This window comes from Ferrovibrio sp. GW821-FHT12D07, assembly GCF_058807275.1.
Window position 1 is genome coordinate 2,166,333 of record NZ_JBXAQN010000001.1, and the last position, 24,696, is coordinate 2,191,028.

The following is a 24,696-nucleotide window of genomic DNA, read 5'->3' on the forward strand; positions in this document are numbered from 1 at the left end:
TTCTGATGACGCGTCGTGCGGCAGGCCGGTTTATCGGCTGGTTCAGGCCCTCGCGCGCCGTCGGCGGCGACAGCCTGCAGGAGCAGCTGTTCGCCGCCATCCGCACCGCCGTGCTGTCGGGCGAGTTGGCCCCGGGCGAGCGGCTTCCCTCCAGCCGGGCGCTGGCCGTCGACCTGTCGCTGGGCCGCAATACCGTTCTTGCCGCCATGGAGCGCCTGACTGCCGAGGGCTATCTGGAAAGTCGCCGGGGTGCCGGGCTGTATGTCTCGGCCGACCTGCCGCCGGAGGGGATCGGCACCGGCACCGATCCGGGGCCCGCCCGGCTGTCGCGCCGGGCCGACCGCTTTCCCCGGCTGCCCGAGCACCGCCCAAATCAGCCCGCGCTGCTGATGCCGGGCCAGCCGGCCCTGAGCGAGTTCCCCTTCGACCTGTGGCGCAAGCTGTCGATGCAGACCCTGCGACGGGAGAAGCAGGCGATGCTGGCCGTCGGCGATCCGCAGGGTCTGCCGGCCCTGCGCCAGGTGCTGGCCCGCTACCTGGCCGATACGCGCGGTGTGAAGTGCACGCCCGAGACCATCGTCATCGTCTCCGGCGCGCAGCAGGCGCTCGATCTGACCGGCCGGGTGCTGCTCGATCCGGGCGATGCTGTGGCCGTGGAAGACCCGGGCTATATCGGCATGCGCGAGGCGCTGGCCGGCGTCGGCGCGACGCTGCTGCCGGTGCCGGTCGACGAGCAGGGCTTCGATCCGGCCTGGCTGTCACGGCTGCAGCCGGCGCCCAAGCTGGTGATGCTGACGCCCTCGCACCAGTTCCCGCTCGGCATGACCTTGCCGCTCAGTCGCCGGCTGGCGCTGCTGGCCGAGGCGCGGGCGCGCGGGCTGTGGATCGTGGAGGACGATTACGACTGCGAATACCGCTATAGCGGTCCCCCGCTGCAGGCCCTGCAAGGGCTGGATGGTGGCGACCGTGTTCTCTATGTCGGCACCTTCAGCAAGGTGCTGTTCCCGGGCCTGCGGCTTGGCTATGTGGTGCTGCCGCCGGCGCTGGTCGACGGCTTCCTGCGCGCCAAGGTCTCGGCCGACGGCTTTGCCGCGCCCTGGCCGCAGGCGACTCTCGCTGCCTTCATTGCAGAAGGCCATCTGGCCCAGCATGTGCGGCGCATGCGGGTGCTGTATCGCAAGCGGCGGCAGGCGCTGCTGGCCGCCATCGCCCGCCATGGCGGCGATCTTTTCACCATCCGCGCTTCCGATGCCGGTTTGCATGTGGTGGCGGAATTCCGCGACGGTCGCGACGACCGCAGCGCTGCCGCCGCTGCACAGGCGGCTGGCCTGCGCGTCTCGCCGCTGTCACGGCAGGCGATGACGCGCCCGTCCAGCGGCCTGCTGCTCGGTTTCGCCGCTCATGACGAAACCGAACTCGATGCGGCGGTTCAGCGGCTGGTCAGCGTTCTGAGATAAGGGCCTTGAGATAGTCTGGCATGGCAATGCCGGCCTTCATCAGCGGATCGGGCGCCGGTGTATCGAAACCCTGTCTGAACGGGATCACGCCGCTCCAGGCCATGATGTCCATGTCCTCCGGATCGTCCTTGTTCGGGCCGCTGCGGATTTTCGCCGCCGCTTCGTCCAGGGCCATGCGCAGCACCATGGTGCCTTTCAGCTCCTGCCTGTTCGGTGGGCGGATATCGCGCCAGCGACCCGGCGCGACACGCTCGGTGAAGGCTTCCAGCGCCGCCATTTTGCCTTCGTCGGCCAGTTTCTCGAACACGCCAAAGGCGACGACGGAGCGGTAGTTCATCGAATGATGGAAGGCCGAGCGCGCCATCACCAGGCCATCCAGCAGTGTGACGGCGACGCTGGCGGGAATGCCTGTCGCCAGCGCCATGGCCATGCGGCTCTTGGTCGAACCGTGGATGTAGAGGTGGCTGCCCTCGCGCCAGTAGGCGGTGGGAATCACTACTGGCCGCTGCTGCGGATCGGTGAAGGCGACATGGCAGACATAGCCGGCATCGAGGACGGCATGGACGGCGGCGGCATCGTAATGGCCGCGATTGGCGACGCGCTTGACCTGGATGCGGGGTGAGGGGGCGGTTGCCGTGGCTGTGGTTCTGGTCATGGGTAACTCCTTGTACCCACGCGATTACCCTGACAGCGGTTCCAGAATAAGCGCCAGTTTATGCAAAACTTATGGGGCCAGTTTGCAGGCCGGTCGGTTTACGGCGCAGCAGGCCCATGCTACAGCCGCAAGCCGTAGAGTTTCGGGAGCGCAAGACAGTGTGGGACATCCTGCTGATGCTGGGAAAAGGCGCCCTGGCGGGATTTATCATCGCCGCACCCGTTGGCCCGGTGGGTGTGCTCTGTGTGCAGAAGACCCTGATGGAAGGTCGCATGGCTGGCCTCTCGGCTGGTCTGGGCGCCGCGATGGCCGATGCGCTGTATGGCTGCATCGCCGCCTTCGGCCTCAGCCTGATCTCGGGCTGGCTCGAAGCACACCAGCAATCCTTCCGCATCATCGGCGGCCTGTTCCTGCTGTTCATGGCCTGGCGCATGCTGCGCGCCGCCCTGCATCCGCCGCCGCAGGCTGAAGCTGTTTCCGTGAAGCGCGACGGCTTGATCGCCGGCCTGGTCTCCACCTTCGTGCTGACCGCGACGAATCCCATCACCATCGTTGCCTTCCTCGGCATCTTCGCCTTCTTTGGCATCGGCAGCTTCGGCCTCTCCAACGAGATGGCTGCCTGGCTGGTGCTCGGCGTCTTCGTGGGCTCGTCTTTCTGGTGGCTGTCGCTGGCCGCACTGGCGGGCGCGTTCCGCCACCGTCTCAACAACGGCGGCCTGCGCTGGATCAACGGCCTGTCCGGCTTGCTGATCTTGGGCTTCGGCCTTTACGGCCTTGGTAGTGCATTCCTGTTCAGAGGTTGATGATTATGACGGACCAGCATGCGGCCCTGCCGCCGATCGAACTCAAGCAGAAAGACCTGAGCGCGTATCGGATCGGCAATCGCGGCGTCGATTATGTGCACACGTTCGATTCCGGCCGGCCGGGACCGCATGTCATCGTCAACGCGCTGACCCATGGCAATGAATTCTGCGGCATGATCGCGGTGACGCATCTGCTGGAGACGGGAATCCGGCCGCTGCGCGGCAAGCTGACGCTCTCCTTCGCCAATGTGGAGGCCTATCACCGCTTCGATGCGGCCAAGCCGTTTGAATCGCGCTATGTCGAACGCGACTTCAACCGTGTCTGGGATGCCGCCACGCTGGAAGGCCCCGATGCCACGGTGGATGTGCAGCGCGCCCGCGCCCTGCGCCACATCTATGCCGAGGCCGATGCGCTGCTCGACATCCATTCGACCTCCTATGCCGTGCCGCCGATGCTGGTGCTGGAAGGCCACGACAAGCTGCAGCCGCTGACCCGGCATCTGCATTCGCCGCTGCACCACGTGGTGCTGCCAGGCGTGAAGCATCCGGGCAAGCCGCTGCTGCAATACGGTCCTTTCGGCGATCCCGCCGCGGCGCCGCTGGCCATCGTGGTGGAATGCGGCCAGCATTTCGAACATTCGGCTGGCGAGCTGGCGATTGCGACGACGATGCGCTTCCTCGACTTTTTCGGCCAGATTTCTCCCGATCTTGCGGCGCAATATAAAGCCGAGACGGGTGCGCCGAGACGTTATGAAATTCTTGACGTCATGGTGGCGAAGACCAACCAGTTCCGGTTTACCATGCCGCTCGTCGGCTTCGAGGAATTGCCGGGAAACACCGTTATCGCCACCGATGGCGACGATGTGATCCGCACGCCGCCCGAAGGCTGCGCCATCATCATGCCGGCACGGCGCATCGTGACGGGCAGGGATGTGGTGTCTTTCGCCCGCCGGCTCCAATAACCCCGCGGACTTATGGTCCGTATTGGTCCGTCCGCACTGCCTTAAGGTCATGCAACAGGACGGTTTTTTCGGCATGATGTTTTTACAGTCAGGTGTAGACGTATATACGTCCGCAGCCCTATGATCCGGGCAACGCCAGGCCCTTAACAGGGGGGCCGGTGGAACATCAGCCCGAAAAACAGGGCTTCAAATTCTTCGTTGGGAGAAGGAACAGGGGACTATGCAGCGAGGCAAGTTTACCAAGGTCGCGTTGATCGCGGCAGTTGCTACGATCGCTCTGCTCGGCGCTCAGCCGGGCTCAGCCAAGACGTTCAAATGGGCCAATGACGGCGACGTCAATTCGATGGACCCGTACGCCCGTAACGAGACGTTCCTGCTCAGCTTCAACGCCAACATCTACGAGCCGCTGTTCCGTCGTGACCGCGAGCTGAAGCTGCAGCCCGCGCTGGCCACCAAGGTCGAGCAGCCGAGCCCGACCGTGTGGCGCTGGACTCTGCGCCCGAACGTCAAGTTCCATGGCGGCGAACCGTTCACCGCCGATGACGTCGTGTTCTCCTACAAGCGCGCGATGGACAAGGGTTCGAACGTTGCCGGCAACTTCACCTCGTTCAAGGAAGTCCGCAAGGTCGACGACCTGACGGTCGAAGTCGAGACCAAGTACCCGGATCCGCTACTGAACGACAAGATGGTTCAGATCGGCATCATGTCGAAGATCTGGTCCGAGAAGAATGGCTCGCTCCAGACCGCGGACATGACGAAGAACGAAGAAAACTTCGCCACCCGTAACGCCAACGGCACCGGCGCCTTCAAGCTGAAGCTGCGCGAGCCGGACGTGCGCACCATCCTGGAGCCGAACGGCACCTGGTGGGACAAGCCTGAGCACAACCTGACGGAAGTGATCTTCCAGCGCGTCGCCAACGAAGCGACCCGCGTGGCGGCTCTACTGTCGGGCGAAGTGGACATGATTTACACCGTGCCGCCGCAGGACGTTGACCGCATCAAGAAGACTGCCGGTCGCCGCGTCATCGAAGGCCCGGAAACCCGCATCGTTTTCTTCGGCTTCAACCAGCAGCTCGACGAGCTGCCGGAGTCGAACGTCAAGGGCAAGAACCCCTTCAAGGACAAGAAGGTCCGCGAAGCGTTCTATCGCGCCATCGACGTCGAGGCGATCAAGCGTACCGTCATGCGCAACCAGTCGCGTCCCAGCGCCCTCATGGTCGGCACCGGCCTGAACGGCTACGACAAGGATCTGGACGTCCGTCCGAAGTTCGATCCGGAACTGTCGAAGAAGCTGCTGGCCGAAGCCGGCTATCCGAACGGCTTTGAGGTTCGTCTCGACTGCCCGAACGACCGCTACGTCAACGATGAAGCGATCTGCCGCGCCGCTGTGGCCATGCTGGCCAAGGTGGGCGTCAAGGTGAACCTGGTTGCCCAGACCCGCGCGAAGTACTTCGCCCAGATTCTGCGCACGGCTTCCGACATCGAGAAGTCGCCGCAGATCGGCATGTACATGCTCGGCTGGTCGCCGGCCTCGACCTATGACGTGCACAACGTCATTGAGTCGCTGCTGCAGACCCCGTCTGCCGCCACCAAGAAGGGCCTGTTCAACGCCGGTGGCTATTCGAACAAGAAGCTCGACGAGCTGGCCGACAAGATGGAGCAGGAGACCGACAAGGCGAAGCGTGAGGCGATGGTCAAGGAAGCGACCAAGCTTTACGTCGAAGACTTCGGCGTGATCCCGCTGCACCAGCAGTATGTTGTCTGGGCTGCCAAGGACTCTGTCGAACTGCATCAGCCGGCGGACAATTACTTCCCGCTGCGTTTCGTCAAGGTCAAGTAATCTGACATCAGTGGCGCGGCCCGGGATGCCTCGGGCCGCGCCACGCATTTTTTGACCAGACCAGCCCCATGCTTGCGTTCATTATCCGTCGTATCGTGCAATCCGCCCTCGTCATGCTGGCGGTCGCCTTTATTGCGTTTACCATGTTCAACTTCGTCGGCGATCCGATTGCGATCATGGCCGGCCAGGACCTGCCCGCCGAAGCGCGTATCGAACTGCGCAAGTCGCTGGGTCTGGATGACCCGACGCCGGTCCGTTTCGCGCGTTATGTCGCCAACGCCGTGCAGGGCAACTTCGGCCTGAGCTATCGCACCACCGAGCCGGTGGGCCGCATGATCATCGACCGTCTGCCCGCTACGCTGGAACTCAGCCTGATCGCCGCCGTCTTCGCGCTGGCGGCCGGCATTCCGATGGGCGTGTTCTCCGGTCTCTATCCAACCCACTGGCTGAGCCGCACCATGATGACGGTGTCGCTGGTCGGCATTTCTCTGCCGACCTTCCTGATCGGCATCCTTCTCATTTGGATCTTCGCTGTCATCCTCGGCTGGCTGCCCAGCTTCGGGCGCGGCGACACGGTGCGGATCGGCTTCTGGACCACTGGTTTCCTCACCTTCAGCGGCTGGCGGGCCATCATCCTGCCGTCGATCACGCTTGGCCTGTTCCAGATGACGCTGATCATGCGCCTGGTGCGGTCTGAAATGCTGGAAGTGCTGCGCACTGACTACATCAAGTTCGCCCGTGCCCGCGGCCTGTCCAATCGCGCCGTGCATTTCGGCCATGCGCTGAAGAACACGCTGGTGCCGGTCATCACCATCACCGGGCTTCAGCTTGGCGCCATCATCGCCTTTGCCATCATCACCGAGACGGTCTTCTCCTGGCCCGGCATGGGGCTGCTGTTCCTGCAGTCGGTGATCGCCGTCGACATCCCGGTCATGGCCACCTACCTGGTGCTGATCGGCTTCCTGTTCGTGCTGATCAACCTGATCGTCGACAGCCTGTATTTCGTGGTCGACCCGCGCCTGCGCGCACAGAGCGGCAAGTCGGGGGGCAAGTGATGGCCAGCATTGCTGCCGCCTGGCGCGGCATCATCGACAGCGACCTGTTCTGGAGCTTCACCCGCTCCAAGCTGATCATGACCTCGGCCGCCATCACCGTGATCTATTTCGTGGCGGCCATCGGCGCGCCGCTGATCGCGCCCCATAACCCCTTCGACCTCGCGTCGCTTGAGCTGTCGGATGCCTTCCTGCCACCGGCTTGGGGCGAGGGCGGCTCGACGAAGTACCTGCTTGGCACCGACGACCAGGGCCGCGACGTTTTCTCCACCATCATGTACGGCTCGCGCACCTCGCTGCTGGTCGGCTTCCTGGCCGTCATCTTCGCCATGGTGCTCGGCATCTCGCTCGGTCTGCTCGCCGGGTATCTCGGCGGCGCGGTGGATGCACTGATCATGCGCGTCGCGGATGTGCAGCTGTCTTTCCCCGCCATCCTGATCGCCATGCTGGTCGACGGTGTCAGCCGTGGCCTGCTCGGCAACGACCGTCGTGACAACTCGGCGCTGGTGGTGCTGGTCGTCGCCATCGGTCTCAGCTTCTGGGTTCAATATGCCCGCACCGTGCGCGGCTCGGTGCTGGTCGAAAAGAACAAGGAATATGTACAGGCGGCTCGCGTGATCGGCCTGCCGGGTCCGCTGATCGCGCTGCGCCATGTGCTGCCCAACGTGCTGGGCCCGGTGCTGGTGATCGCCACCATCAACCTGGCGCTGGCCATCATCACGGAAGCGACGCTCAGCTTCCTCGGTGTCGGCCTGCCGCCGACCCAGCCCTCGCTCGGCACGTTGATCAATATTGGCCAGAAGTTCCTGTTCTCGGGTGAATGGTGGATCGCCATCTTCCCGGGCGGGGCGCTTGCCATTCTCGTGTTGTCGGTCAACCTGCTGGGTGACTGGCTGCGCGACGCTCTCAATCCGAAGCTCCGGTAATTGCCATGACCAGCCCGAAGCTGCTTGAAGTTGATAACCTGCGTGTCGAGTTCCCGACCCGGCGCGGCACCCTTGTGGCCGTCGACGATGTGTCGCTGGCCATCTCGGCCGGCGAAGTGCTGGGCGTGGTGGGCGAGTCCGGTGCCGGAAAGTCCATGACCGGTGCGGCCATCATCGGCCTGCTGGAACCGCCGGGCCGTATCGCCGGCGGCGAAATCCGCCTCGATGGCCGCCGCATCGATAACCTGCCTTATCACGAGATGCGCAAGATTCGCGGCCGCCAGATCGGCGCGATCTTCCAGGATCCGCTGACCAGCCTGAACCCGCTCTATAAGATCGGCGACCAGCTGGTCGAAACCATCCTCACGCATCTGCCGATGAATCAGGAGCAGGCGCGGGCGCGGGCGATCAAGCTGCTGGAGGATGTCGGCATCCCCTCGGCATCGGAGCGCATCGACAGCTATCCGCACCAGTTCTCCGGCGGCATGCGGCAGCGCGTGGTGATCGCGCTGGCGCTGGCGGCCGAGCCCAAGCTGATCATCGCCGACGAGCCGACCACCGCGCTGGACGTCTCGATCCAGGCGCAGATCATCCAGTTGCTCAAGCGCCTGTGCCGCGAACACGGCACGGCGGTCATGCTGGTGACCCATGACATGGGCGTCATCGCCGAGACCGCCGACCGCGTCGCCGTCATGTATGCCGGTCGCATCGCCGAGATCGGTCCGGTGCAGGACGTGATCCAGCGTCCGCGTCATCCCTATACCGTCGGTCTGATGGGCGCGATCCCGTCGATGGCGGGCAAGGTCGAGCGCCTGACCCAGATTGACGGGTCGATGCCGCGCCTGAATGCCATTCCGAAGGGCTGCGCCTTCAATCCGCGCTGCCCCAAGGCTTTCGACCGTTGTTTCCGCGACCGGCCTGAACCGATGCCAACGGGCGGGAGTCACGCGGCCTGCTGGCTGGTGGAGGAGAAGGCCCATGTCTAAGGTCTCTGTTCCCATGCTGACCGTCACTGCCCTGAAGCGCGTCTTCGATGTGTCGGCGCCCTGGCTGAACCGCATCCTGGAGCGCAAGGGCAAGAGCATCGTGCGCGCCGTCGATGGCGTCAGCTTCTCGATCAACAAGGGCGAGACCTTCAGCCTGGTGGGTGAGTCGGGCTGCGGCAAGTCCACTGTTGCCCGGCTGATCGTCGGCCTCTACGAGCCGAGCGACGGCTCGGTCAATTTCGAAGGCGTCGAGATTGGCTCGGCCGTCGAGCGTTCGAAGCACCCTGACATCCAGGGCCGCATGCAGATGATCTTCCAGGATCCTTATGCATCGCTCAATCCGCGCTGGCGCGTGGGCAAGATCGTCGCCGAACCGCTGCGCTTCCGCAAACTGCTGAGCGGCAAGGCTGCCGTCGAGAAGCGGGTGGGCGAGCTGCTGAGCCAGGTCGGCCTGTCGCCGCTGGATGCGCGCAAGTATCCGCATGAATTCTCCGGCGGTCAGCGCCAGCGCATCTCGATCGCGCGTGCGCTTGCTGGCGAGCCGGAATTCCTGGTCTGCGACGAACCGACATCGGCGCTCGATGTGTCCGTGCAGGCGCAGATTCTCAACCTGATGAAGGATCTGCAGCGCAATCTCGGCCTGACCTATCTGTTCATCAGCCATAATCTCGCCGTCGTGTATCACGTCTCGGACAAGGTCGGCGTGATGTATCTCGGCCGTCTGGTCGAATGGGCCGATACCAAGACGCTGTTCTCGCGTCCGCTGCATCCCTATACGCGCATGCTGCTGGATGCGATCCCTGATCTGGGTATGACCGGTCGCCAGCGCACGCCGGTGGCGGGCGAGGTGCCGAGCCCGCTCAATCCGCCGCCGGGCTGCAGCTTCCATCCGCGCTGTCCGTTGGCGAACGAACGATGCCGCCGCGAAATCCCCAAGGCGATTGCCGTTGAGGGTGGCGCCGTGGCCTGCCATGCGGTCGAGGAAAATCGCCTGCCGCCGTGGAAAGCTCAGGCTGCTGCATAAAGCAGCCTGATTCGCCCCATCTAGACCTGCTTGTCTCGGACCCCGGTCCTGCCTACAGTCATGGGCAGGGACGGAGAGTTGTGCCGTTTGGCGTAATCATCAGCACTTCCGATAATAACGGCCGAAGCCGCAGGGGGAATGCGGCACGGCCATAACGAGGAGGCCGGGCGATGAGTTACCGCGATATCCTGGTGCATCTGACACTCGACCCGCGCAACATGGCGCGGACACAACTGGCTATTGCCATGGCGCGGCGCTTCGGCGCGCGGGTCAGCGGCCTCTACACGGTGCCGCCACCGAATGTGCCCTATTACATGGGCGAGTATATCCCGACAGAACTGATCCAGAAGCAGATGGACGAGGCGCAGAAATCCTCAGGCAGCGCCAAGGAGGAATTCCTCGCCACCTGCGCCGATGCGGGCATTGAGCATCGCTGGCTCAGCAGTGACATGGCGCCGGTGGAAGCACTGCGTCTGGCCAGTCGCGCCAGCGACATCGCCCTGGTCGGCCAGCCCGATCCCAATCCCTCCGATCCGGCCGCGATCCCTTATGGGACAGACGTGCTGCCGCATGAACTGGCGTTGCAGGCCGGTCGTCCCATTCTTGCCGTGCCGCATGCCGGTGCGGTGACCGATGTCGGCCGCCGGGTGCTGGTCGCCTGGAATGGCAAGCGTGAGGCGGCGCGCGCGCTGCACGATGCGATGCCGCTGCTGCGTGGCGCCGAGGTCGTGCATATCGTCACCATCGGGGCCGAACGCAAGGGCCGCACGCCGATCGCCGAGATCGCCGGCCATATGCAGCGTCACGGCCTGCGGTTGGAAACGGCGATCATCAACAGCAACGGCACCAAGGTCGGCCTGGCCCTGCTGGCCGAAGCGCAGAGCCGCACCTGCGACCTGATGGTGATGGGCGCTTTCGGTCATTCGCGGCTGCGCGAAATGGTGTTCGGCGGCGTGACCGAAACCGTGCTGGGCAACATGACGCTGCCGGTATTGCTGAGTAACTGAACTTAGGGCGCGGTCGCGACCACGACGCGATTGCGGCCGGCTCGCTTGGCGGTGTAAAGCGCGGCGTCGGCCTGCCGGATGACATCGGGCCATACGGCACCATGGGTGCCAAAAGTGGCGACGCCGATGCTCACCTGGATCGACAGGGTATGGCCGCCCGCGTCGATGCCCAGTTCGGCGATGGCGGCGCGGATGCGCTCGGCCAGATGCAGGGCGCCTTCGATCGGCGTGCTGGGAAGCAGGGCGCAGAATTCCTCACCGCCGAACCGGCCGAACAGGTCTTCGCGCCGCAGGCAGCGCCGGACCGTGTCGGAAAACTGCCGCAGCACCGTATCGCCTGCCGGATGGCCATACTGATCGTTGATCAGCTTGAAGTGGTCGATATCCAGCATCAGCATGCTCAGCGCCGTGCCATGGCGCCGGCTGCGGGCAACCTCCACGTCGCCGGCTTCCTCCAGCGCCCGCCGGGCCAGTGCACCGGTGAGGGCGTCCTGCCGCGCAGCATCCTGCAACTGCGCCGCCAGGGTCTGGTTGACCAGCAGGACGGCGGTGAACACCACGGCAATCGACAGCAGCATCGGGATCAGGAATATCCAGCCCGAAATCGAGACCTGCGTGATGGCCTCTCCCGATGGCGGCAGCCACCATGCGGCGATGGCAAGGGTCAGGCTGAACAGCCCCTGCAGGGAGATCGGCGTGGCGGCGAGAATTTGGGAAAAGCGCGTTGCCGGACTCAGGTCGCGCACCAGGCCATAGGCGCGCAGTCCCGCCAGCAGGGCGCTGATGCACATCAGGAAGATGATGCGGGGGCGTGCGGCCGTGTCGATGAAGGTGAAGTAGAGCAGGCCGGTGGCCGACAGGGCGAGAATGATCAGGCCCCAGCGATAGGGCAGCGGGCGATTGAAGAATGCTTCTATGCCCAGCCAGGTCAGGATCAGGCCTGAATGGATCATCAGGTTGACGACGATGATCGAAACCGTGGGCGGCAGGCTGCCGCGCAGATAGATGCCCAGAACGCCGATCGAAATTACCATTGTACCTGCGGCCCAGAACGCGATGCCGCGCATGCCGCGATGGATCACCCACAATGCTGCAAGGATGGCGGATTCCAGAAACAGCACAAGAACTGTGATGAAGCTGACGGTGAGTGTGTCCAGATGCATGAAATCTACTGAGGTAAGACGACGAATTCTGCACCGGGATGCGTTGAAAAAGCAATGTCGGGACGCCCTGCGGCTTGGCATTCGGAAGGCGGCGGCTATATCCTCGGTTTCAACCTTACAGATATGTCCATGCTGCTCTCCGCACCCGATAGCCTGTTCGTTGTCGTCGATATCCAGGAACGCCTGCTGCCGGTGATGCAGGATGGTGCGCGCGTGTTGCATAATACCGGCATCCTGCTGCAGGCAGCCCGCGCGCTGGACATACCCTGCGTCATTACCGAACAGTATCCGAAAGGGCTGGGATCCACGGTTTCCGGGATCAAGGCCGAAGCCGGCGATGCGGCGGTTCTGGAGAAGATGCATTTTTCCGCCTGGGACGAACCGTCGGTGCGCGCGCATATTACCGCACAGGCGCGACCGCTGACCGTGATCGCCGGTATCGAGGCACATGTCTGCGTGTTGCAGACCGCCATCGGCATGGCGGCGGCTGGTCGGCGCGTGGCCGTGGTGACCGACGCCATCTCTTCGCGGCAGGCCGAGAGCGTCGTCGTCGCGCAGCAGCGCATGGCGCAGGCCGGCGTCATGCTGGTCACCACCGAAATGTGCCTGTTCGAATGGCTGGGATCGGCCGCACATCCGCAGTTCAAGGCGCTGTCGCGCCTTATCAAGTAGAAGGGTTCATCATGCGCCAGCCCCTGGTCCTGCTTCCCGGCCTGCTGCTGACCGAGGATTTCTGGCGCGAGCAGGTGGCGCGACTCTCCGATGTCGCACAGTGCATCCTGCCGACCAGCCACTTCCATCAGGACAATTTCAGTGACATGGCGCGGCTGGTGCTGGCCGAGGCGCCGGAAACATTCGCGCTCTGTGGCCTGTCGATGGGCGGCTATATCGCGCAGGAGATCATGCGGCAGGCGCCGCAGCGGGTGACGCGCATCTGCCTGATGGATACCTCCAGCCGCGCCGATACGCCCGAGCAGACAGAGCGTCGCCGCGGCCTCATTCACCTGAGCCAGATCGGCCGTTTCAAGGGCATCACGCCGCAGCTGATCCCGCTGCTTCTGCACCCCGACAAACAGAAGGACGAAGCGCTGACCGGCCGGCTGATTGCCATGGCCGAGGCGATCGGCCGCGAGGGCTTCACCCAGCAGCAGACTGCGATCATCAACCGGGTGGACGGGCGTGCCGACCTGAAGGGCTACAAGGTGCCGGCGCTGGTGCTCTGCGGTCGCCAGGATGCGCTGACGCCGCTGGAACTACATGACGAGATGGCGTCGCTGATCCCCCATGCGAAGCAGGTGATCATCGACAATTGCGGTCATCTGCCGCCGATGGAACATCCCAACCAGACAGCCAATGCCTTCAAGGAATGGCTTAACGCCTAGACGTCGATATCGGTGGCGAAGGCAGCGCGTTCCTGGATGAACTGGAAGCGCAGCTCCGGCTTGCGGCCCATCAGGCGTTCGACCAGGTCTTCCGACTCTTTCACTTCCTCGACCGGCACCGAAACCCGCAACAGCACGCGGTTCTTCCGCGTCATGGTGGTTTCCTTCAGCTGCGCGGGCGGCATTTCGCCCAGGCCTTTGAAGCGGCTGATTTCCACCTTGCGGGTGCCGAAATGCTGCTTGATCAGCTTGTCCTTGTCGGCGTCGTCCATGGCGTAGAAGGTCTTGCCGCCCTGGCTGAGGCGGTAGAGCGGCGGCTGCGCCAGATAGAGATGGCCATGCTCGATCAGCTTCGGCATCTCGCGGAAGAAGAACGTCATCAGCAGGGATGCGATATGCGCGCCGTCGACATCGGCATCTGTCATGATGATGACCTTGTCGTAGCGCAGGTCTTCATCGCGATACTTGCCGCGCGTACCGCAGCCCAGCGCCTGGATCAGATCGGCCAGCTCCTGGTTGGCGGCGAGCTTGTCCGAACCGGCTGAGGCCACGTTCAGGATCTTGCCGCGCAACGGCAACACAGCCTGCGTGCGGCGGTCGCGCGCCTGCTTGGCGGAACCGCCCGCCGAGTCACCCTCGACGATGAAGAGTTCCGAACCGTTGGCGGCTTCGTCGGAGCAGTCCGCGAGTTTTCCAGGAAGACGCAGCTTGCGGGTGGCCGACTTGCGGCTGACATCCTTCTCGGCGCGGCGGCGCAGGCGATCCTCGGCGCGTTCGATCAGGCGGGTGAGCAGCGCATTGGCATGCTGCGGCGCGCCGGCAAGCCAGTGATCGAAGTGATCCTTGATCGCCACTTCAACCAGCTTCTGCGCTTCCACCGTGACCAGCTTGTCTTTGGTCTGGCCCTGGAACTGCGGGTCCTTGATGAACAGCGACAGCATCGCGGTGCCGGCGAGTAGGATGTCGTCGGCGGTGATCTGCGATGCCTTCTTGTTGTTGGTCAGCTCGGCATAGTCCTTCAGGCCGCGCATCAGGGCCGAGCGGAAGCCGGCCTCATGCGTGCCGCCATCGGGCGTCGTCACCGTGTTGCAGTAGGACTGCAGCCAGCCTTCATCGATATCCTGCGGCCAGTGGATGGCCCATTCGACCTGGCCGCGTTCGCCGCCCAGCGCCGCACGGCCGGCGAACGGCGTCGGCGTCACGGTCTGCTGGCCTTCCAGCTGCTCGTTCAGATAGTCCTGCAGGCCGCCGGGGAAATGCAGCACGGCCTCTTGCGGCGTGATCTCGTCGCCCTTGAGCAGTTCGGGATCGCACTTCCACAGGATTTTCACGCCCGGATAGAGATAGGCCTTGGAGCGCGCCATCTTGAACAGGCGGGCAGGGCGGAAATGCGCACCCTTGCCGAAGATCTGTTCGTCGGGATGGAAGGTCACCACCGTGCCGCGACGATTGGGGGCGGCGCCGACCTTGACCAGCTTGCCCTGCGGCGTGCCGCGCGAATATTCCTGGCGCCAGAGTTCCTTCTCTCGCGCCACTTCCACGATGAGGCGATCCGACAGCGCGTTCACCACCGAGATGCCGACGCCATGCAGACCGCCGGCGGTGGAATAGACCTTGGACGAAAACTTGCCGCCCGAATGCAGCGTGGTGAGGATGACCTCGAGCGCCGACTTGTCCTTGAACTTGGGGTGGCGGTCGATCGGGATGCCGCGGCCGTTGTCGCCCACCTGCAGGCTGCCATCGCCCTGCAACGCAACCTCGATACGGTCGGCGTGGCCGGCGACGGCCTCGTCCATCGAGTTGTCGAGCACTTCGGCAAACAGGTGGTGGAGTGCGCGTTCGTCGGTGCCGCCGATATACATGCCGGGCCGGCGGCGCACGGGCTCCAGACCCTCGAGAACCTCGATGTCCTTGGCGGTGTAATCGCTGCCGCCCTTGCTTCCCTGTTGGAACAAGTCGTTCATTCTATTCACGGATTCGGATTAAGGGGTGACTCGTTGTTGGGCCGCAGTATAGTAGGGCGCAGGCGGGATACAACCAACATACAGTGACAAAGTCAGGAGCAGAGATGACCGAATCGGCGCAGAAATCCAGAGGCGAACCGGTCATCCGCAGCGCCCCGATGCCGGCCGACATGAACGGCAACGGCGACATCTTCGGCGGCTGGGTGCTGAGCCAGATGGACATCGCCGGCGGCATCGTCGCCGCGCGCCGCGCGCAGGGCCGCGTCGTCACCGTGGCGGTGGATGCGATGACCTTCCACCAGCCGATCAAGGTCGGCGACGTGGTCTCGATCTATGGCAGCGTGCTGCGCGTCGGCCGCACCTCGATGGCGATCAAGCTGGAGACCATCGTGGCGCGTCGCCTCGATCCCGCCGAAATCAGGGTGACCGAGGGCGTCTACACCTATGTGGCCATCGACGAGAACGGCCGACCGCGACCGGTACCGACAGAATGACAAACGGCAAGCGGCATTGGGCGGCCGACGAGATTGTCGCGCCGGCGCTGATCGCGCTGAAGGCCTGGTATGACGATGCGCGTGGCAAGCGCGCCATGGCCGCCTTCGCCGCGCTGCCCGACCTGCGCACCTTGCCCGGCGTCGCCGACCTGGCCGTGGTCGAGGTCAGCGGCGATGGCCGCTATCCCTACCTGGCGATGGGCGAGGGCTACCGCCGCACGGCCGCCCTGGTGGCGGGCCCCGATGGTGTGACCATCGAGACACGGCCGGTGGTGCGCCAGCATTTCGACCTGACCTGCGAGGAACGCGGCGCCTTCCATGTCAGCATCACGCGCTGGGACGGGCCGAAGATCCTGCAATACGACCGCCTGCTGCTGCCGCTCGATGATGGCGCCGGCCAGAGTGAGAAGGGCGGCGACATCACCCATCTGCTGGTGGGCGAGGTCTTCCTGCGGGTCGCCAAGGCCGGCTGACCGTTTCGGGTGCCTTCGCACCTCTTCACAACGCTTCGTTTTGCTTCGTTTCTGGTTACACGGGTGTATTCATTGGACTTGCTCCCGCTGGGCGAGAACATGAGTTCTTAATGGGAACATATCATGAATATGAGGTGGGCTCAAGACCGGCTGGTCCCGCCTACCCCATCCGCACCCCGTCGAAGGCCTGGGTTGCCGGCGCGCTGGTGACCGTCACGCCCACGCGCATACCAATGTAGTCATCCGACCAGCCGGTGAAACTGCCCTGGATCGGCGTCAGGTCTTCGATGCGGCAGCCGATGGCCACCGGCACCAGACCGTGGCCGCCATGAGTTTTATGTGTGGGATCGAAGGCGATCCAGCCGTTGCCGGGCAGGTAGACCTCGACCCAGCAATGGGTGGCGCCTTCGCCAGCGCCAGCATCGTCGAGGCCGTCGCGCTGCGGATTGTAGAGATAGCCCGAGATCAGCCGCGCGCCGAAACCGAGCCAGCGCACCACATCGGCGAACAGCACCGCGAGATCGCGGCAGGTGCCCCAGCCGCGCGCCAGGGTTTCCAGCGGCGTCTGCGTGCCCTCGGCGTCGCGGCTCTGGTACCGGATACGGTCGGCGATGCCGGCATTCAGGTCGCGCAACATCGACAGCGCATCAGTCGGCAGCGGCGCGATATAGGCCTGGGTCCAGTGCAGCAGCGTGCTGTCGGGATCGGCATATTGCGGCCGCGCCATCTGTCCCAGTGCTGTCCAGTCGCTATCGCTGTGGCGGAACGGGTAGGGCAGGCCGCCCTGGCCGGCAGCATCCGTGCCGAACAGGGGAGCAGGGCCGATCTGGTCATCGGCGTGATGCAGGATGCGCAGGCGGCTGTCGATGGTGAGGGTGTCGGACGGCCAGAGCGGCATCGCGCTGGCAATGACGTTGCCATAGACGTCTTCGCTCCAGCTCACCAGGCTGGGCGGTGTGGTTTCCACCGTGAAGGCCAGCAACTGATTGGCGGCGCTCTCACGCGGCCGCAGCATCAATCGATGCGCCTCCAAGCTCACCGGCTGGCGGTAGAGATACGTTGTGCGGTGATGGATGTGCAGCAGCATCAGGCCCGGCGTCCAGATCTGGTGGCGTCGGCGACATGGGCGGCTGCCAGGCGGAAGGTGAGAGCGGTCTGGGTGCTGCGGCTGGTCATGGGCAATGTCCTTCGGTCAGGCGTATCGCCGGCCGTTTCGCTCCTCGGAGTGTCGATTGCAGGAATTGCCGATCACCATCTGCCTCGCGGGCATGCGGCGCAAGGCTATTCGTCCGTACACAAGCCGCTGGAGGAATTCTCCAGCTTTTCCGCCGGAATCCTGGATGTTATTTTACAGATACCTCGTTCGGGATGGCTTTGCCTTATCGGCTTTCAACCTGCTTTTCCGGCAGAATCGGCGGAAGCTGGCTCCATCAACTGGAGACGAGCCATGTCGATCCATCGCCTGTTTGCCAAATTATCCCTGCGCCATCTGCTGCGTCGGCAGGGCTTCTGGCGCGGTCGCGGCGGCGTGGTGCTGGGGCTGACGTCTTTTCTGGCTTTCTTCCTGATTGGCCTGACCACCGTCGAGATCGTGCGCCGTCATGATCTGGTGATCTCGGATTACGAACATCGCACGCAGAACCTGTCCGAGCTGGCCGCCGCCCATCTGAGCCGCACCCTGGAAGCGGTGGACCGTACCCTGCTGGAAAGCGCCCGGGTGTCGAAGCCCGTGCTGGCCGGCCGGCAACTGATCACCGAAAACATGCTCGATGAGATGGAAATCATCTATGGCAATGCTTCAGGGATCACGTCGATCGCGACCTATGACAGTGACGGCCTGCGTGTCCTGAGCTCGGTCGGCGCCACTGCCGGCCTGGATGTCTCGCAGCGCGAGTCCTTCCTGTTTCATGCCAATAACAAGACCAACCGGATGCATATCTCGCATCCCTTCGTGTCGACGGTGACCCAGCGCCCCACCATTCTTGCCTCGCGCCGGGTCTCCGCCGATGACGGTACATTCCTCGGCATCGTGGCGGCGCGCCTCGACCTCGATCATTTCGTCAAGCTTTATACATCGCTGTCGCTGGGTGAGACCGGTTCGTTCTTCATCGTCTACGATGATGGCATCCTGATGATCCGTACGCCATTCGATGAAACGACGACCGGCCGGCAGGTGACGTCGCCTGCTGCGATGGGCGCGCTGCTGGCGCAGGGCCGGGCGGGCACCACGCATATCCGCAGCAGCTACGATGGCAAAAAGCGCGTGATGAGCTATCGCCGCATTCCGCGCAGCGTGCTTGTAGTTGGCCTCAGCTTCGCCCATGAGGAAATTCTGTATACCTGGCGGCGCAATTCCATCTTCGGCGGCGGCATCATGCTGCTGACGGCCGGCGCGCTGTTGCTGGGCGGCATTCTGCTGGCGCGCAGCCTGTATCGCGGCGAACAGCGCGAACGCATGCTGATCGCTGCCCGCACCGAGGCCGAAGAGGCAAGCCGCGCCAAATCGGAATTCCTCGCCATCATGAGCCATGAGCTGCGCACACCGATGAATGGCGTGATCGGCTATTCCAAGCTGCTGTCCGATCTCGACCTGAACGAGAAGGCGAAAGGTTACGCCGGCATCATCTCGGATTCCGCCACCAGCCTGCTGGGCATCGTCAACGACATCCTCGACTATTCCAAGATGGAAGCCGGCAAGATCACGCTGGAATCCGTGGAGACAGACCTGCGTCACCTGGTCGATGACGTGATCGCGCTGAATCGCCCGACTGCCGACGCCAAGGGGCTGGCTCTGCACCTGCGCTATGACGATCGCGCGCCGGACCGCGTGCTGGCCGATCCGACGCGCCTGCGCCAGGTGCTGATCAATCTGGTCGGCAATGCGGTGAAGTTCACCACCGAAGGCCATGTGACGCTGTCGGTCAGCGTCGAGGCCAGCGCTGATGCACGCTGTTCGCTGCGCTTCGCCATCACCGATACCGGCGTGGGCATTCGCGAGGCCGACATGCCGTTGCTGTTCCAGAGCTTCACCCAGGTGGACTCCACCGTGGGTCGCCGTTTCGGCGGCACCGGCCTGGGGCTGACCATCTGCAAGCGCCTGGTCGAAATGATGGGCGGCAACATCGGTGTGTCCTCGCAGCATGAAGTGGGCAGCACCTTCTGGTTCACGCTGCTGTTCACCGAGGTGGCCGTTGCCGCCGAGGTCGAAGTGGAAGCAGCGGTGGAGACGTCGCTGCGCACCGGCAAGATTCTAGTGGTGGACGACAACCGCACCAACCGCCGTCTGGTCTCGGCGCTGCTGGCGCCGAGCGGCAACACCGTGGTCGATGCGGCCAGCGGCGAGGAAGCCCTGCAGAAGCTGGCATCCGAGGATTTCGACCTGATCCTGATGGACCTCAACATGCCGGTGATGGACGGGCTGCAGGCAACGGTCTGCATCCGGGCGCTGCCCGAACCCAAATGCAGCACCCCGGTGGTGGCCCTGACCGCCAGCGCCATGGCCGAGGAAATCACACGCTGCCGCAATGCCGGCATGAACGGTCATGTCGCCAAGCCGATCGATCCCGCCACATTGTTGCGGACGATCTCGGCGAATATCCGCAAAGCGGCGTAAAACCGGGCTTTACGCGTTGACGGATCGGCGGACGGGGCCTACAAAGCGCCCCGCAGGGCCGGCGCAGGATGATCGCCATTCCCTGATCGGCCCAAAGACTGCTGGGTGGGCCGCTGCGCATGTGCCGACCCTCATCTCCTGAAAGACATTGCTATGACTGAATTTGCAGGCGTGATTCCGCCGCTGGCGCAGGCGTTGACGCAGCGCGGCTATACCACGCTCACGCCCGTTCAAACGGCCGTACTCGCCCCCGAACACGCCGAGGCCGACCTGCTGGTCTCGGCCCAGACCGGTTCGGGCAAGACCGTCGCCTTCGGCCTCAATATCGCACCGACCCTGCTGCAGGGCTCGGACGGCTTCGAGCCGCAGCGCCGCGGCAACTGGATGCCGCCGCTGGCGCTGGCCATCGCGCCGACGCGCGAACTGGCGCTGCAGGTCTGCCGCGAACTGGAATGGCTCTATGCGCCGACCGGCGCCAAGGTTGTCTCCTGCGTCGGCGGCATGGATATGCGCACCGAGCGCCAGGCGCTGAATGCCGGCGCACATATCGTGGTCGGCACGCCGGGCCGCTTGCGCGATCATATTGAACGCGGCGCGCTCGACATCAGCGGCCTGCGCGCCGTGGTGCTGGACGAAGCCGACGAGATGCTGGACCTAGGCTTCCGCGAGGACCTGGAATTCATTCTCGACGCCGCTGCGCCCGAACGCCGCACCCTGATGTTCTCGGCCACGGTGTCCAAGCCGATCGCCCAGCTGGCCAAGCGGTTCCAGAAGGATGCGATCCGCATCTCGACGACGTCGGAGCGTGAACAGCATGTGGATATCGAATACCGCGCGCTGATGGTGGCTCCGAACGAGCGCGAAAACGCTATCATCAACGTGCTGCGTTTCCACGATGCCAAGAGCGCCATCATCTTCTGCGGCACCCGCATGGCGGTGACGCATCTGACGGCGCGGCTGTCCAATCGCGGTTTCGGCGTGGTGGCGTTGTCGGGTGAGCTGAGCCAGAACGAGCGCACCCATGCGCTGCAGGCCATGCGCGACGGCCGGGCCCGCATCTGCGTTGCCACCGACGTGGCGGCGCGCGGCATCGACCTGCCGGGCCTGGAGCTGGTGGTGCATGCCGACCTGCCGACCAACCGCGAGGCGCTGCTGCATCGGTCGGGTCGTACCGGCCGCGCGGGCAACAAGGGCATCTGCGCGCTGCTGGTGCCGCATAACCGCCGTCGCGGCATCCAGCGCCTGCTGCAGGAAGCCAATATCGACGCCAAGTGGGCGCAGCCGCCGTCGGCTGCCGAAATCCAGGCCGTCGACCGCAAGCGCATCATGAACGACGAGAGTTTCCAGGCCGAAGCGACGCCCGAGGAACAAGAATTCGCCGCCGCCTTGCTGGCCAAGCATGGGGCGGAGAAGGTGGCGACCGCCTTCCTGCGCCTGCATCAGGGCAAGCAGCCGGCGCCGGAAGAGCTGCTGGATGTGGGCTCGGAAGCGCCCTCGGCCTTCAATGACCGTGGCGACCGGCCGCGCAAGTCGCGCGACGATTTCGCCGGCGGCAATGGCGTGTGGTTCCGCATCACCGCCGGCCACAAGCAGAATGCCGAGCCGCGCTGGCTGCTGCCGCTGATCTGCCGCGTCGGCCATGTCACCCGCAAGGATGTCGGCTCGATCAAGATCTTCCATACCGAAAGCCAGTTCGAGATCACGGCGGCTGTCGCCCAGCGCTTTGCCGACCAGATCGCGCGCGAAGGCACCGGCGAGAAGCAGATCACCATCACGCGCCTTGAAGGTGCGCCCGGCGTTGCCGGCGAGACCGCGCAAGAGGGCGATGGCGGCAAGAAGCCCTGGACGGGCAAGAAAGCCGGCGGCTTCACCCGCAAGGAGTTCGGTGAGAAGAATGCCGCCACCTTCGGCGAAAAGAAGGAATGGGCCGGCAAGAAGCCCGGCTTCGGCAAGAAGGAATTCGGGGACAAGAAGGACTTCGGCGGCAAGAAAGAGTTCGGCGCCAAGAAGCCCTGGGATGGCAATACCAGCCGTCCCTACAAACCCGATTTCAAGAAGCCGGTTGCGGAAGGTGCGGGCAATCCGGCAGGATCGGACCGTCCGGCCTGGAAGAAAAAGCCGGAGCGCAAAAAGGACTGATCGCCTGCTGCTCACGCTGTTCGACTATGTCGGCACCTTCGTCTTTGCGCTGAGCGGCGCCACCGCCGGCGTGCGGCGACGGCTCGATCTGTTCGGTGTGCTGGTTCTCGGTTTTGCGGCGGCGTCTGCCGGCGGGATTCTGCGCGACCTGCTGATCGGCGCGTTGCCGCCGGTGGCGATCCGCGACTGGGCCTATCCGGTGATCGCCGGCACTGCCGCGTTGATCGTGTTTTTCCAGTACAGGCTGGTCGAGAAACTGAAGCATCCGGTGCAGCTGTTCGATGCGGCCGGACTGGCGCTGTTTGCCGTGCTGGGCGCGCAGAAGGCGCTGATCTACGGCCTCAATCCGCTGGCGGCGGTGATGCTGGGCGTGCTCAGCGGCATCGGCGGCGGCATGGCGCGCGATATCATGCTGGCGGAAATTCCCACCGTGCTGCGCGCCGAGGTCTACGCGGTGGCGGCACTGGCCGGCGCTGTCGTGGTGGTGGCCGGCGACCTGCTCGGCGCACCGTTCCACGCCAGCATCATCCTGGGCGGGTTGCTGTGCTTTGCCATCCGCGTGCTGGCGATCCGCCGGAACTGGCAGATCGCCGTGGCGCAGACCGGTGATGATGCGCCGAAGCGCTAGGTCCTAGAATTCCTCCCACTCGCCATCGGCGGCGCCGGCGGGCGGCGCGCCGGCCGATACCGGCATCGGCTTCGGGGCTGTCCTGACCGGAGCGGGTTTGGCGGCGCGCGCCGCCGGCGCGGCGGCCGGACGGCTTTGCACAATCTTCAGCGCCGGACGGGCAGCGGCAGCGGGAGAGGGCGCGACGGCACGCGGCACGGACGCCGCACCGCCGGCGATGCGGTAACGCTGCACCAGATGCGACAGTTCTTCGGCCTGGCTGGAGAGCGACTGCGCTGAGGCGCTGGTCTCTTCCACCAGGGCGCCGTTGCGCTGGGTCATCTCGTCCATGCTGGCGACCGCGCCGTTGATCTGCTCGAGGCCGGTGGCCTGCTCGCGCGAAGCCGCGGCGATCTCGGCCACGATATCCGACACCTTCTTGATGGCGCCGACAATCTCGGTCAGCGAGTTGCCGGCCTGGTTGACCAGCGCCGCACCGGTCTTGACCTGGCTGTTCGAGGTCGAGATCAGCGCCTTGATGTCCTTCGATGCATTGGCCGAGCGCTGGGCGAGCGAGCGGACTTCCTGCGCGACGACGGCAAAGCCCTTACCGGCTTCACCGGCGCGTGCCGCTTCGACCGAAGCATTCAAGGCGAGCAGGTTGGTCTGGAAGGCGATCTCGTCGATCAGGCCGATGATGTCGCTGATCTTCTGCGCACTGGCTTCGATCTGCGTCACGGCCGTCACTGCATCGGCCACCACGCTGCCGCCCTTTTCGGCGGTGTCGCGGGCAGCGGTCGCCAGCTGGTTGGCGGCCTGGGCATTGTCGGCATTCTGCTTCACGGTTGCCGTGATCTCGTGCATCGAGGCGGCGGTTTCCTCGATGGCCGCGGCCTGGCTTTCCGTGCGCTGGGCCAGATCCTGGCTGCCGGCGGAAATCTCGCCCGAGGCGGCGGCGATGGTGGTCGCGGCCTCGCGGATGCTGCCGATCACGCCGGTCATGGCGTCGACCAGGTCGTTGACGCCGCTGCACAGCGTGCGGATGTCGCCATCCTTGCCGGCGAGATCGATGCGCTGGGTCAGATCATTGGCGCGGGTGGCATTCACCACGGCCTGCACCTGGTGCACGGCCTGCTGCATGATCTGCGCGGCCTTGGTCTGCGCGGTGATATCGGTGGCGTATTTGACAACCTTATAGGGGCGCCCGCTGGCATCCATGATCGGGTTGTAGCTGGCCTGGATCCAGACTTCCTTGCCGCCCTTGCCGATGCGCTTGTACTGGCCGGCGTCGAACTCGCCCTTGCCGAGCTTGGCCCAGAAGGCCTTGTACTCGGCGCCCTCGCGATAGCCGGGCTCGACGAACAGGCCGTGATGCTTGCCCTTCACCTCGTCCAGCGTATAGCCGAGCGTGTTGAGGAAATTCGGGTTGGCGCGGATGATGGTGCCGTCGAGATTGAACTCGATCACCGCCTGCGACTTGCCGATGGCGTCGATCTGGCCCTCGTAGTCGGCGATCAGGCGCTTTTGTTCGGTGATATCCGTGGCGAACTTGACGACCTTGTAGGCGCGGCCGCGCTTGTCGAAGATCGGGTTGTAGCTGGCCTGGATCCAGATTTCCTTGCCGCCCTTGCCGACGCGCTTGTACTGGCCGGCGTCATACTCGCCACGGCCAAGCTTGTCCCAGAAGGCGCGGTACTCGGCGCTGGCGCGATAGTCCGGCGTCACGAACATGCTGTGATGCTGGCCGCGGATTTCTTCCAGCGTGTAGCCGATGGCGCCGAGGAAATTCTCGTTGGCATGCAGGATGCGACCGTCCAGCGTGAATTCGATGATCGCCTGCACACGGTTGATGGCAACGAACTGGGCCCGCAGGTCATTCGACGCGGCGCCGGACGAGAACTGAAACATCGGGGAGGTATCCTTTTCTGATCCGGCGGGGCGTTGCCCGCCAGCTGGGGTCGTGTTCGCGATGAGTCTGAGGATCATCGGCGTGCGGATTATTCGCAGAAAAAACCGCCCTGGATCAGTAAATAAAGAGTGCCTTACGCTTTTTTTACTTCAGGTTTTATTTGGGAGGACTTGAGGTACAAGGGATTACTTAGGGTTTATGCCGGTCATTACTTTGGGTTGTAGTACTCGAGTGGTAGAT

The 24,696-nt window shown here is 64.3% G+C and carries 21 protein-coding genes; 16 read left to right on the forward strand and 5 right to left on the reverse strand.

Annotated elements, in window-relative coordinates:
* Nucleotides 1–5: 5 nt before the first annotated feature.
* Entirely contained in the window at nucleotides 6–1,457 is a 1,452-nt protein-coding gene (gene pdxR / locus AC1RRE_RS10755; RefSeq protein WP_492981129.1) for a MocR-like pyridoxine biosynthesis transcription factor PdxR, read from the forward strand.
* On the opposite strand, the gene AC1RRE_RS10760 is transcribed toward pdxR, so the two are convergent.
* Entirely contained in the window at nucleotides 1,441–2,112 is a 672-nt protein-coding gene (locus tag AC1RRE_RS10760; protein ID WP_492981130.1) for a pyridoxamine 5'-phosphate oxidase family protein, read from the reverse strand. The two genes, pdxR and AC1RRE_RS10760, sit on opposite strands and share 17 nt — an antisense overlap.
* 116 nt (nucleotides 2,113–2,228) lie before the next feature.
* On the opposite strand from AC1RRE_RS10760, the gene AC1RRE_RS10765 reads away from it, so the two are divergent.
* From AC1RRE_RS10765 to AC1RRE_RS10800, 8 genes are all read left to right on the forward strand, one after another.
* A complete protein-coding gene (locus tag AC1RRE_RS10765) occupies nucleotides 2,229–2,915 on the forward strand; it encodes a LysE family translocator (protein WP_492981131.1) in 687 nt (228 codons plus the stop codon).
* Nucleotides 2,916–2,920: 5 nt separating this feature from the next.
* Nucleotides 2,921–3,877, forward strand: a complete 957-nt coding sequence (locus AC1RRE_RS10770; protein ID WP_492981132.1) for a M14 family metallopeptidase — start codon at nucleotides 2,921–2,923, stop codon at nucleotides 3,875–3,877.
* A 220-nt stretch (nucleotides 3,878–4,097) separates the two neighbouring features.
* Nucleotides 4,098–5,717 carry an ABC transporter substrate-binding protein gene (locus AC1RRE_RS10775; protein WP_492981133.1) on the forward strand — a complete coding sequence of 540 codons (1,620 nt, stop codon included), beginning with the start codon at nucleotides 4,098–4,100 and terminating at the stop codon, nucleotides 5,715–5,717.
* 68 nt (nucleotides 5,718–5,785) lie between these two features.
* Nucleotides 5,786–6,772, forward strand: coding sequence for an ABC transporter permease (locus AC1RRE_RS10780; RefSeq protein ID WP_492981134.1), 987 nt, complete (start codon nucleotides 5,786–5,788; stop codon nucleotides 6,770–6,772).
* On the forward strand, nucleotides 6,772–7,695 hold the full coding sequence (locus AC1RRE_RS10785) for an ABC transporter permease (RefSeq protein WP_492981135.1): 924 nt from the start codon (nucleotides 6,772–6,774) through the stop codon (nucleotides 7,693–7,695). Before AC1RRE_RS10780 ends, AC1RRE_RS10785 begins: the two co-directional genes overlap by 1 nt.
* Before the next feature lie 5 nt (nucleotides 7,696–7,700).
* A complete protein-coding gene (locus tag AC1RRE_RS10790) occupies nucleotides 7,701–8,681 on the forward strand; it encodes an ABC transporter ATP-binding protein (protein WP_492981136.1) in 981 nt (326 codons plus the stop codon).
* Nucleotides 8,674–9,705, forward strand: a complete 1,032-nt coding sequence (locus AC1RRE_RS10795) for an ABC transporter ATP-binding protein (protein WP_492981137.1) — start codon at nucleotides 8,674–8,676, stop codon at nucleotides 9,703–9,705. Before AC1RRE_RS10790 ends, AC1RRE_RS10795 begins: the two co-directional genes overlap by 8 nt.
* 170 nt (nucleotides 9,706–9,875) lie before the next feature.
* The gene (locus AC1RRE_RS10800) at nucleotides 9,876–10,712 is read left to right on the forward strand and encodes a universal stress protein (RefSeq protein WP_492981138.1); all 837 of its coding nucleotides are present in this window, start codon (nucleotides 9,876–9,878) and stop codon (nucleotides 10,710–10,712) included.
* Nucleotides 10,713–10,714: 2 nt separating this feature from the next.
* Here AC1RRE_RS10800 and AC1RRE_RS10805 read toward each other — a convergent pair whose 3' ends face one another.
* Nucleotides 10,715–11,875: a GGDEF domain-containing protein gene (locus AC1RRE_RS10805; RefSeq protein WP_492981139.1), complete on the reverse strand. Its 1,161-nt coding sequence runs from the start codon at nucleotides 11,873–11,875 to the stop codon at nucleotides 10,715–10,717.
* Nucleotides 11,876–12,004: 129 nt separating this feature from the next.
* On the opposite strand from AC1RRE_RS10805, the gene AC1RRE_RS10810 reads away from it, so the two are divergent.
* Nucleotides 12,005–12,547, forward strand: a complete 543-nt coding sequence (locus AC1RRE_RS10810; protein ID WP_492981140.1) for a hydrolase — start codon at nucleotides 12,005–12,007, stop codon at nucleotides 12,545–12,547.
* An 11-nt stretch (nucleotides 12,548–12,558) separates the two neighbouring features.
* Nucleotides 12,559–13,257, forward strand: a complete 699-nt coding sequence (locus tag AC1RRE_RS10815; RefSeq protein ID WP_492981141.1) for an alpha/beta fold hydrolase — start codon at nucleotides 12,559–12,561, stop codon at nucleotides 13,255–13,257.
* On the opposite strand, the gene parE is transcribed toward AC1RRE_RS10815, so the two are convergent.
* Nucleotides 13,254–15,221 (reverse strand): DNA topoisomerase IV subunit B, encoded by a 1,968-nt coding sequence (gene parE / locus AC1RRE_RS10820; RefSeq protein WP_492981142.1) that lies wholly within the window; start codon nucleotides 15,219–15,221, stop codon nucleotides 13,254–13,256. The genes AC1RRE_RS10815 and parE overlap by 4 nt on opposite strands.
* 104 nt (nucleotides 15,222–15,325) lie before the next feature.
* Between parE and AC1RRE_RS10825 the strand changes: the two genes are divergently transcribed.
* The gene (locus tag AC1RRE_RS10825) at nucleotides 15,326–15,715 is read left to right on the forward strand and encodes an acyl-CoA thioesterase (protein ID WP_492981143.1); all 390 of its coding nucleotides are present in this window, start codon (nucleotides 15,326–15,328) and stop codon (nucleotides 15,713–15,715) included.
* Nucleotides 15,712–16,188: a hypothetical protein gene (locus tag AC1RRE_RS10830; RefSeq protein WP_492981144.1), complete on the forward strand. Its 477-nt coding sequence runs from the start codon at nucleotides 15,712–15,714 to the stop codon at nucleotides 16,186–16,188. The genes AC1RRE_RS10825 and AC1RRE_RS10830 overlap by 4 nt, the downstream gene beginning before the upstream one ends.
* A gap of 160 nt (nucleotides 16,189–16,348) precedes the next feature.
* On the opposite strand, the gene AC1RRE_RS10835 is transcribed toward AC1RRE_RS10830, so the two are convergent.
* A complete protein-coding gene (locus tag AC1RRE_RS10835) occupies nucleotides 16,349–17,275 on the reverse strand; it encodes a transglutaminase family protein (RefSeq protein ID WP_492981145.1) in 927 nt (308 codons plus the stop codon).
* 360 nt (nucleotides 17,276–17,635) lie between these two features.
* Between AC1RRE_RS10835 and AC1RRE_RS10840 the strand changes: the two genes are divergently transcribed.
* The 3 genes from AC1RRE_RS10840 (at nucleotide 17,636) to AC1RRE_RS10850 (ending at nucleotide 22,568) form a co-directional block, all read left to right on the forward strand.
* The gene (locus tag AC1RRE_RS10840; RefSeq protein ID WP_492981146.1) at nucleotides 17,636–19,801 is read left to right on the forward strand and encodes a hybrid sensor histidine kinase/response regulator; all 2,166 of its coding nucleotides are present in this window, start codon (nucleotides 17,636–17,638) and stop codon (nucleotides 19,799–19,801) included.
* A 153-nt stretch (nucleotides 19,802–19,954) separates the two neighbouring features.
* A complete protein-coding gene (locus tag AC1RRE_RS10845) occupies nucleotides 19,955–21,940 on the forward strand; it encodes a DEAD/DEAH box helicase (RefSeq protein ID WP_492981147.1) in 1,986 nt (661 codons plus the stop codon).
* Nucleotides 21,873–22,568, forward strand: a complete 696-nt coding sequence (locus tag AC1RRE_RS10850) for a trimeric intracellular cation channel family protein (protein ID WP_492981148.1) — start codon at nucleotides 21,873–21,875, stop codon at nucleotides 22,566–22,568. Before AC1RRE_RS10845 ends, AC1RRE_RS10850 begins: the two co-directional genes overlap by 68 nt.
* Before the next feature lie 3 nt (nucleotides 22,569–22,571).
* Here the strand turns inward: AC1RRE_RS10850 and AC1RRE_RS10855 are convergent, their stop codons facing one another.
* Complete coding sequence (locus tag AC1RRE_RS10855) at nucleotides 22,572–24,455, reverse strand: methyl-accepting chemotaxis protein (RefSeq protein WP_492981149.1); 1,884 nt, start codon at nucleotides 24,453–24,455, stop codon at nucleotides 22,572–22,574.
* Between the last annotated feature and the right edge of the window lie 241 nt (nucleotides 24,456–24,696).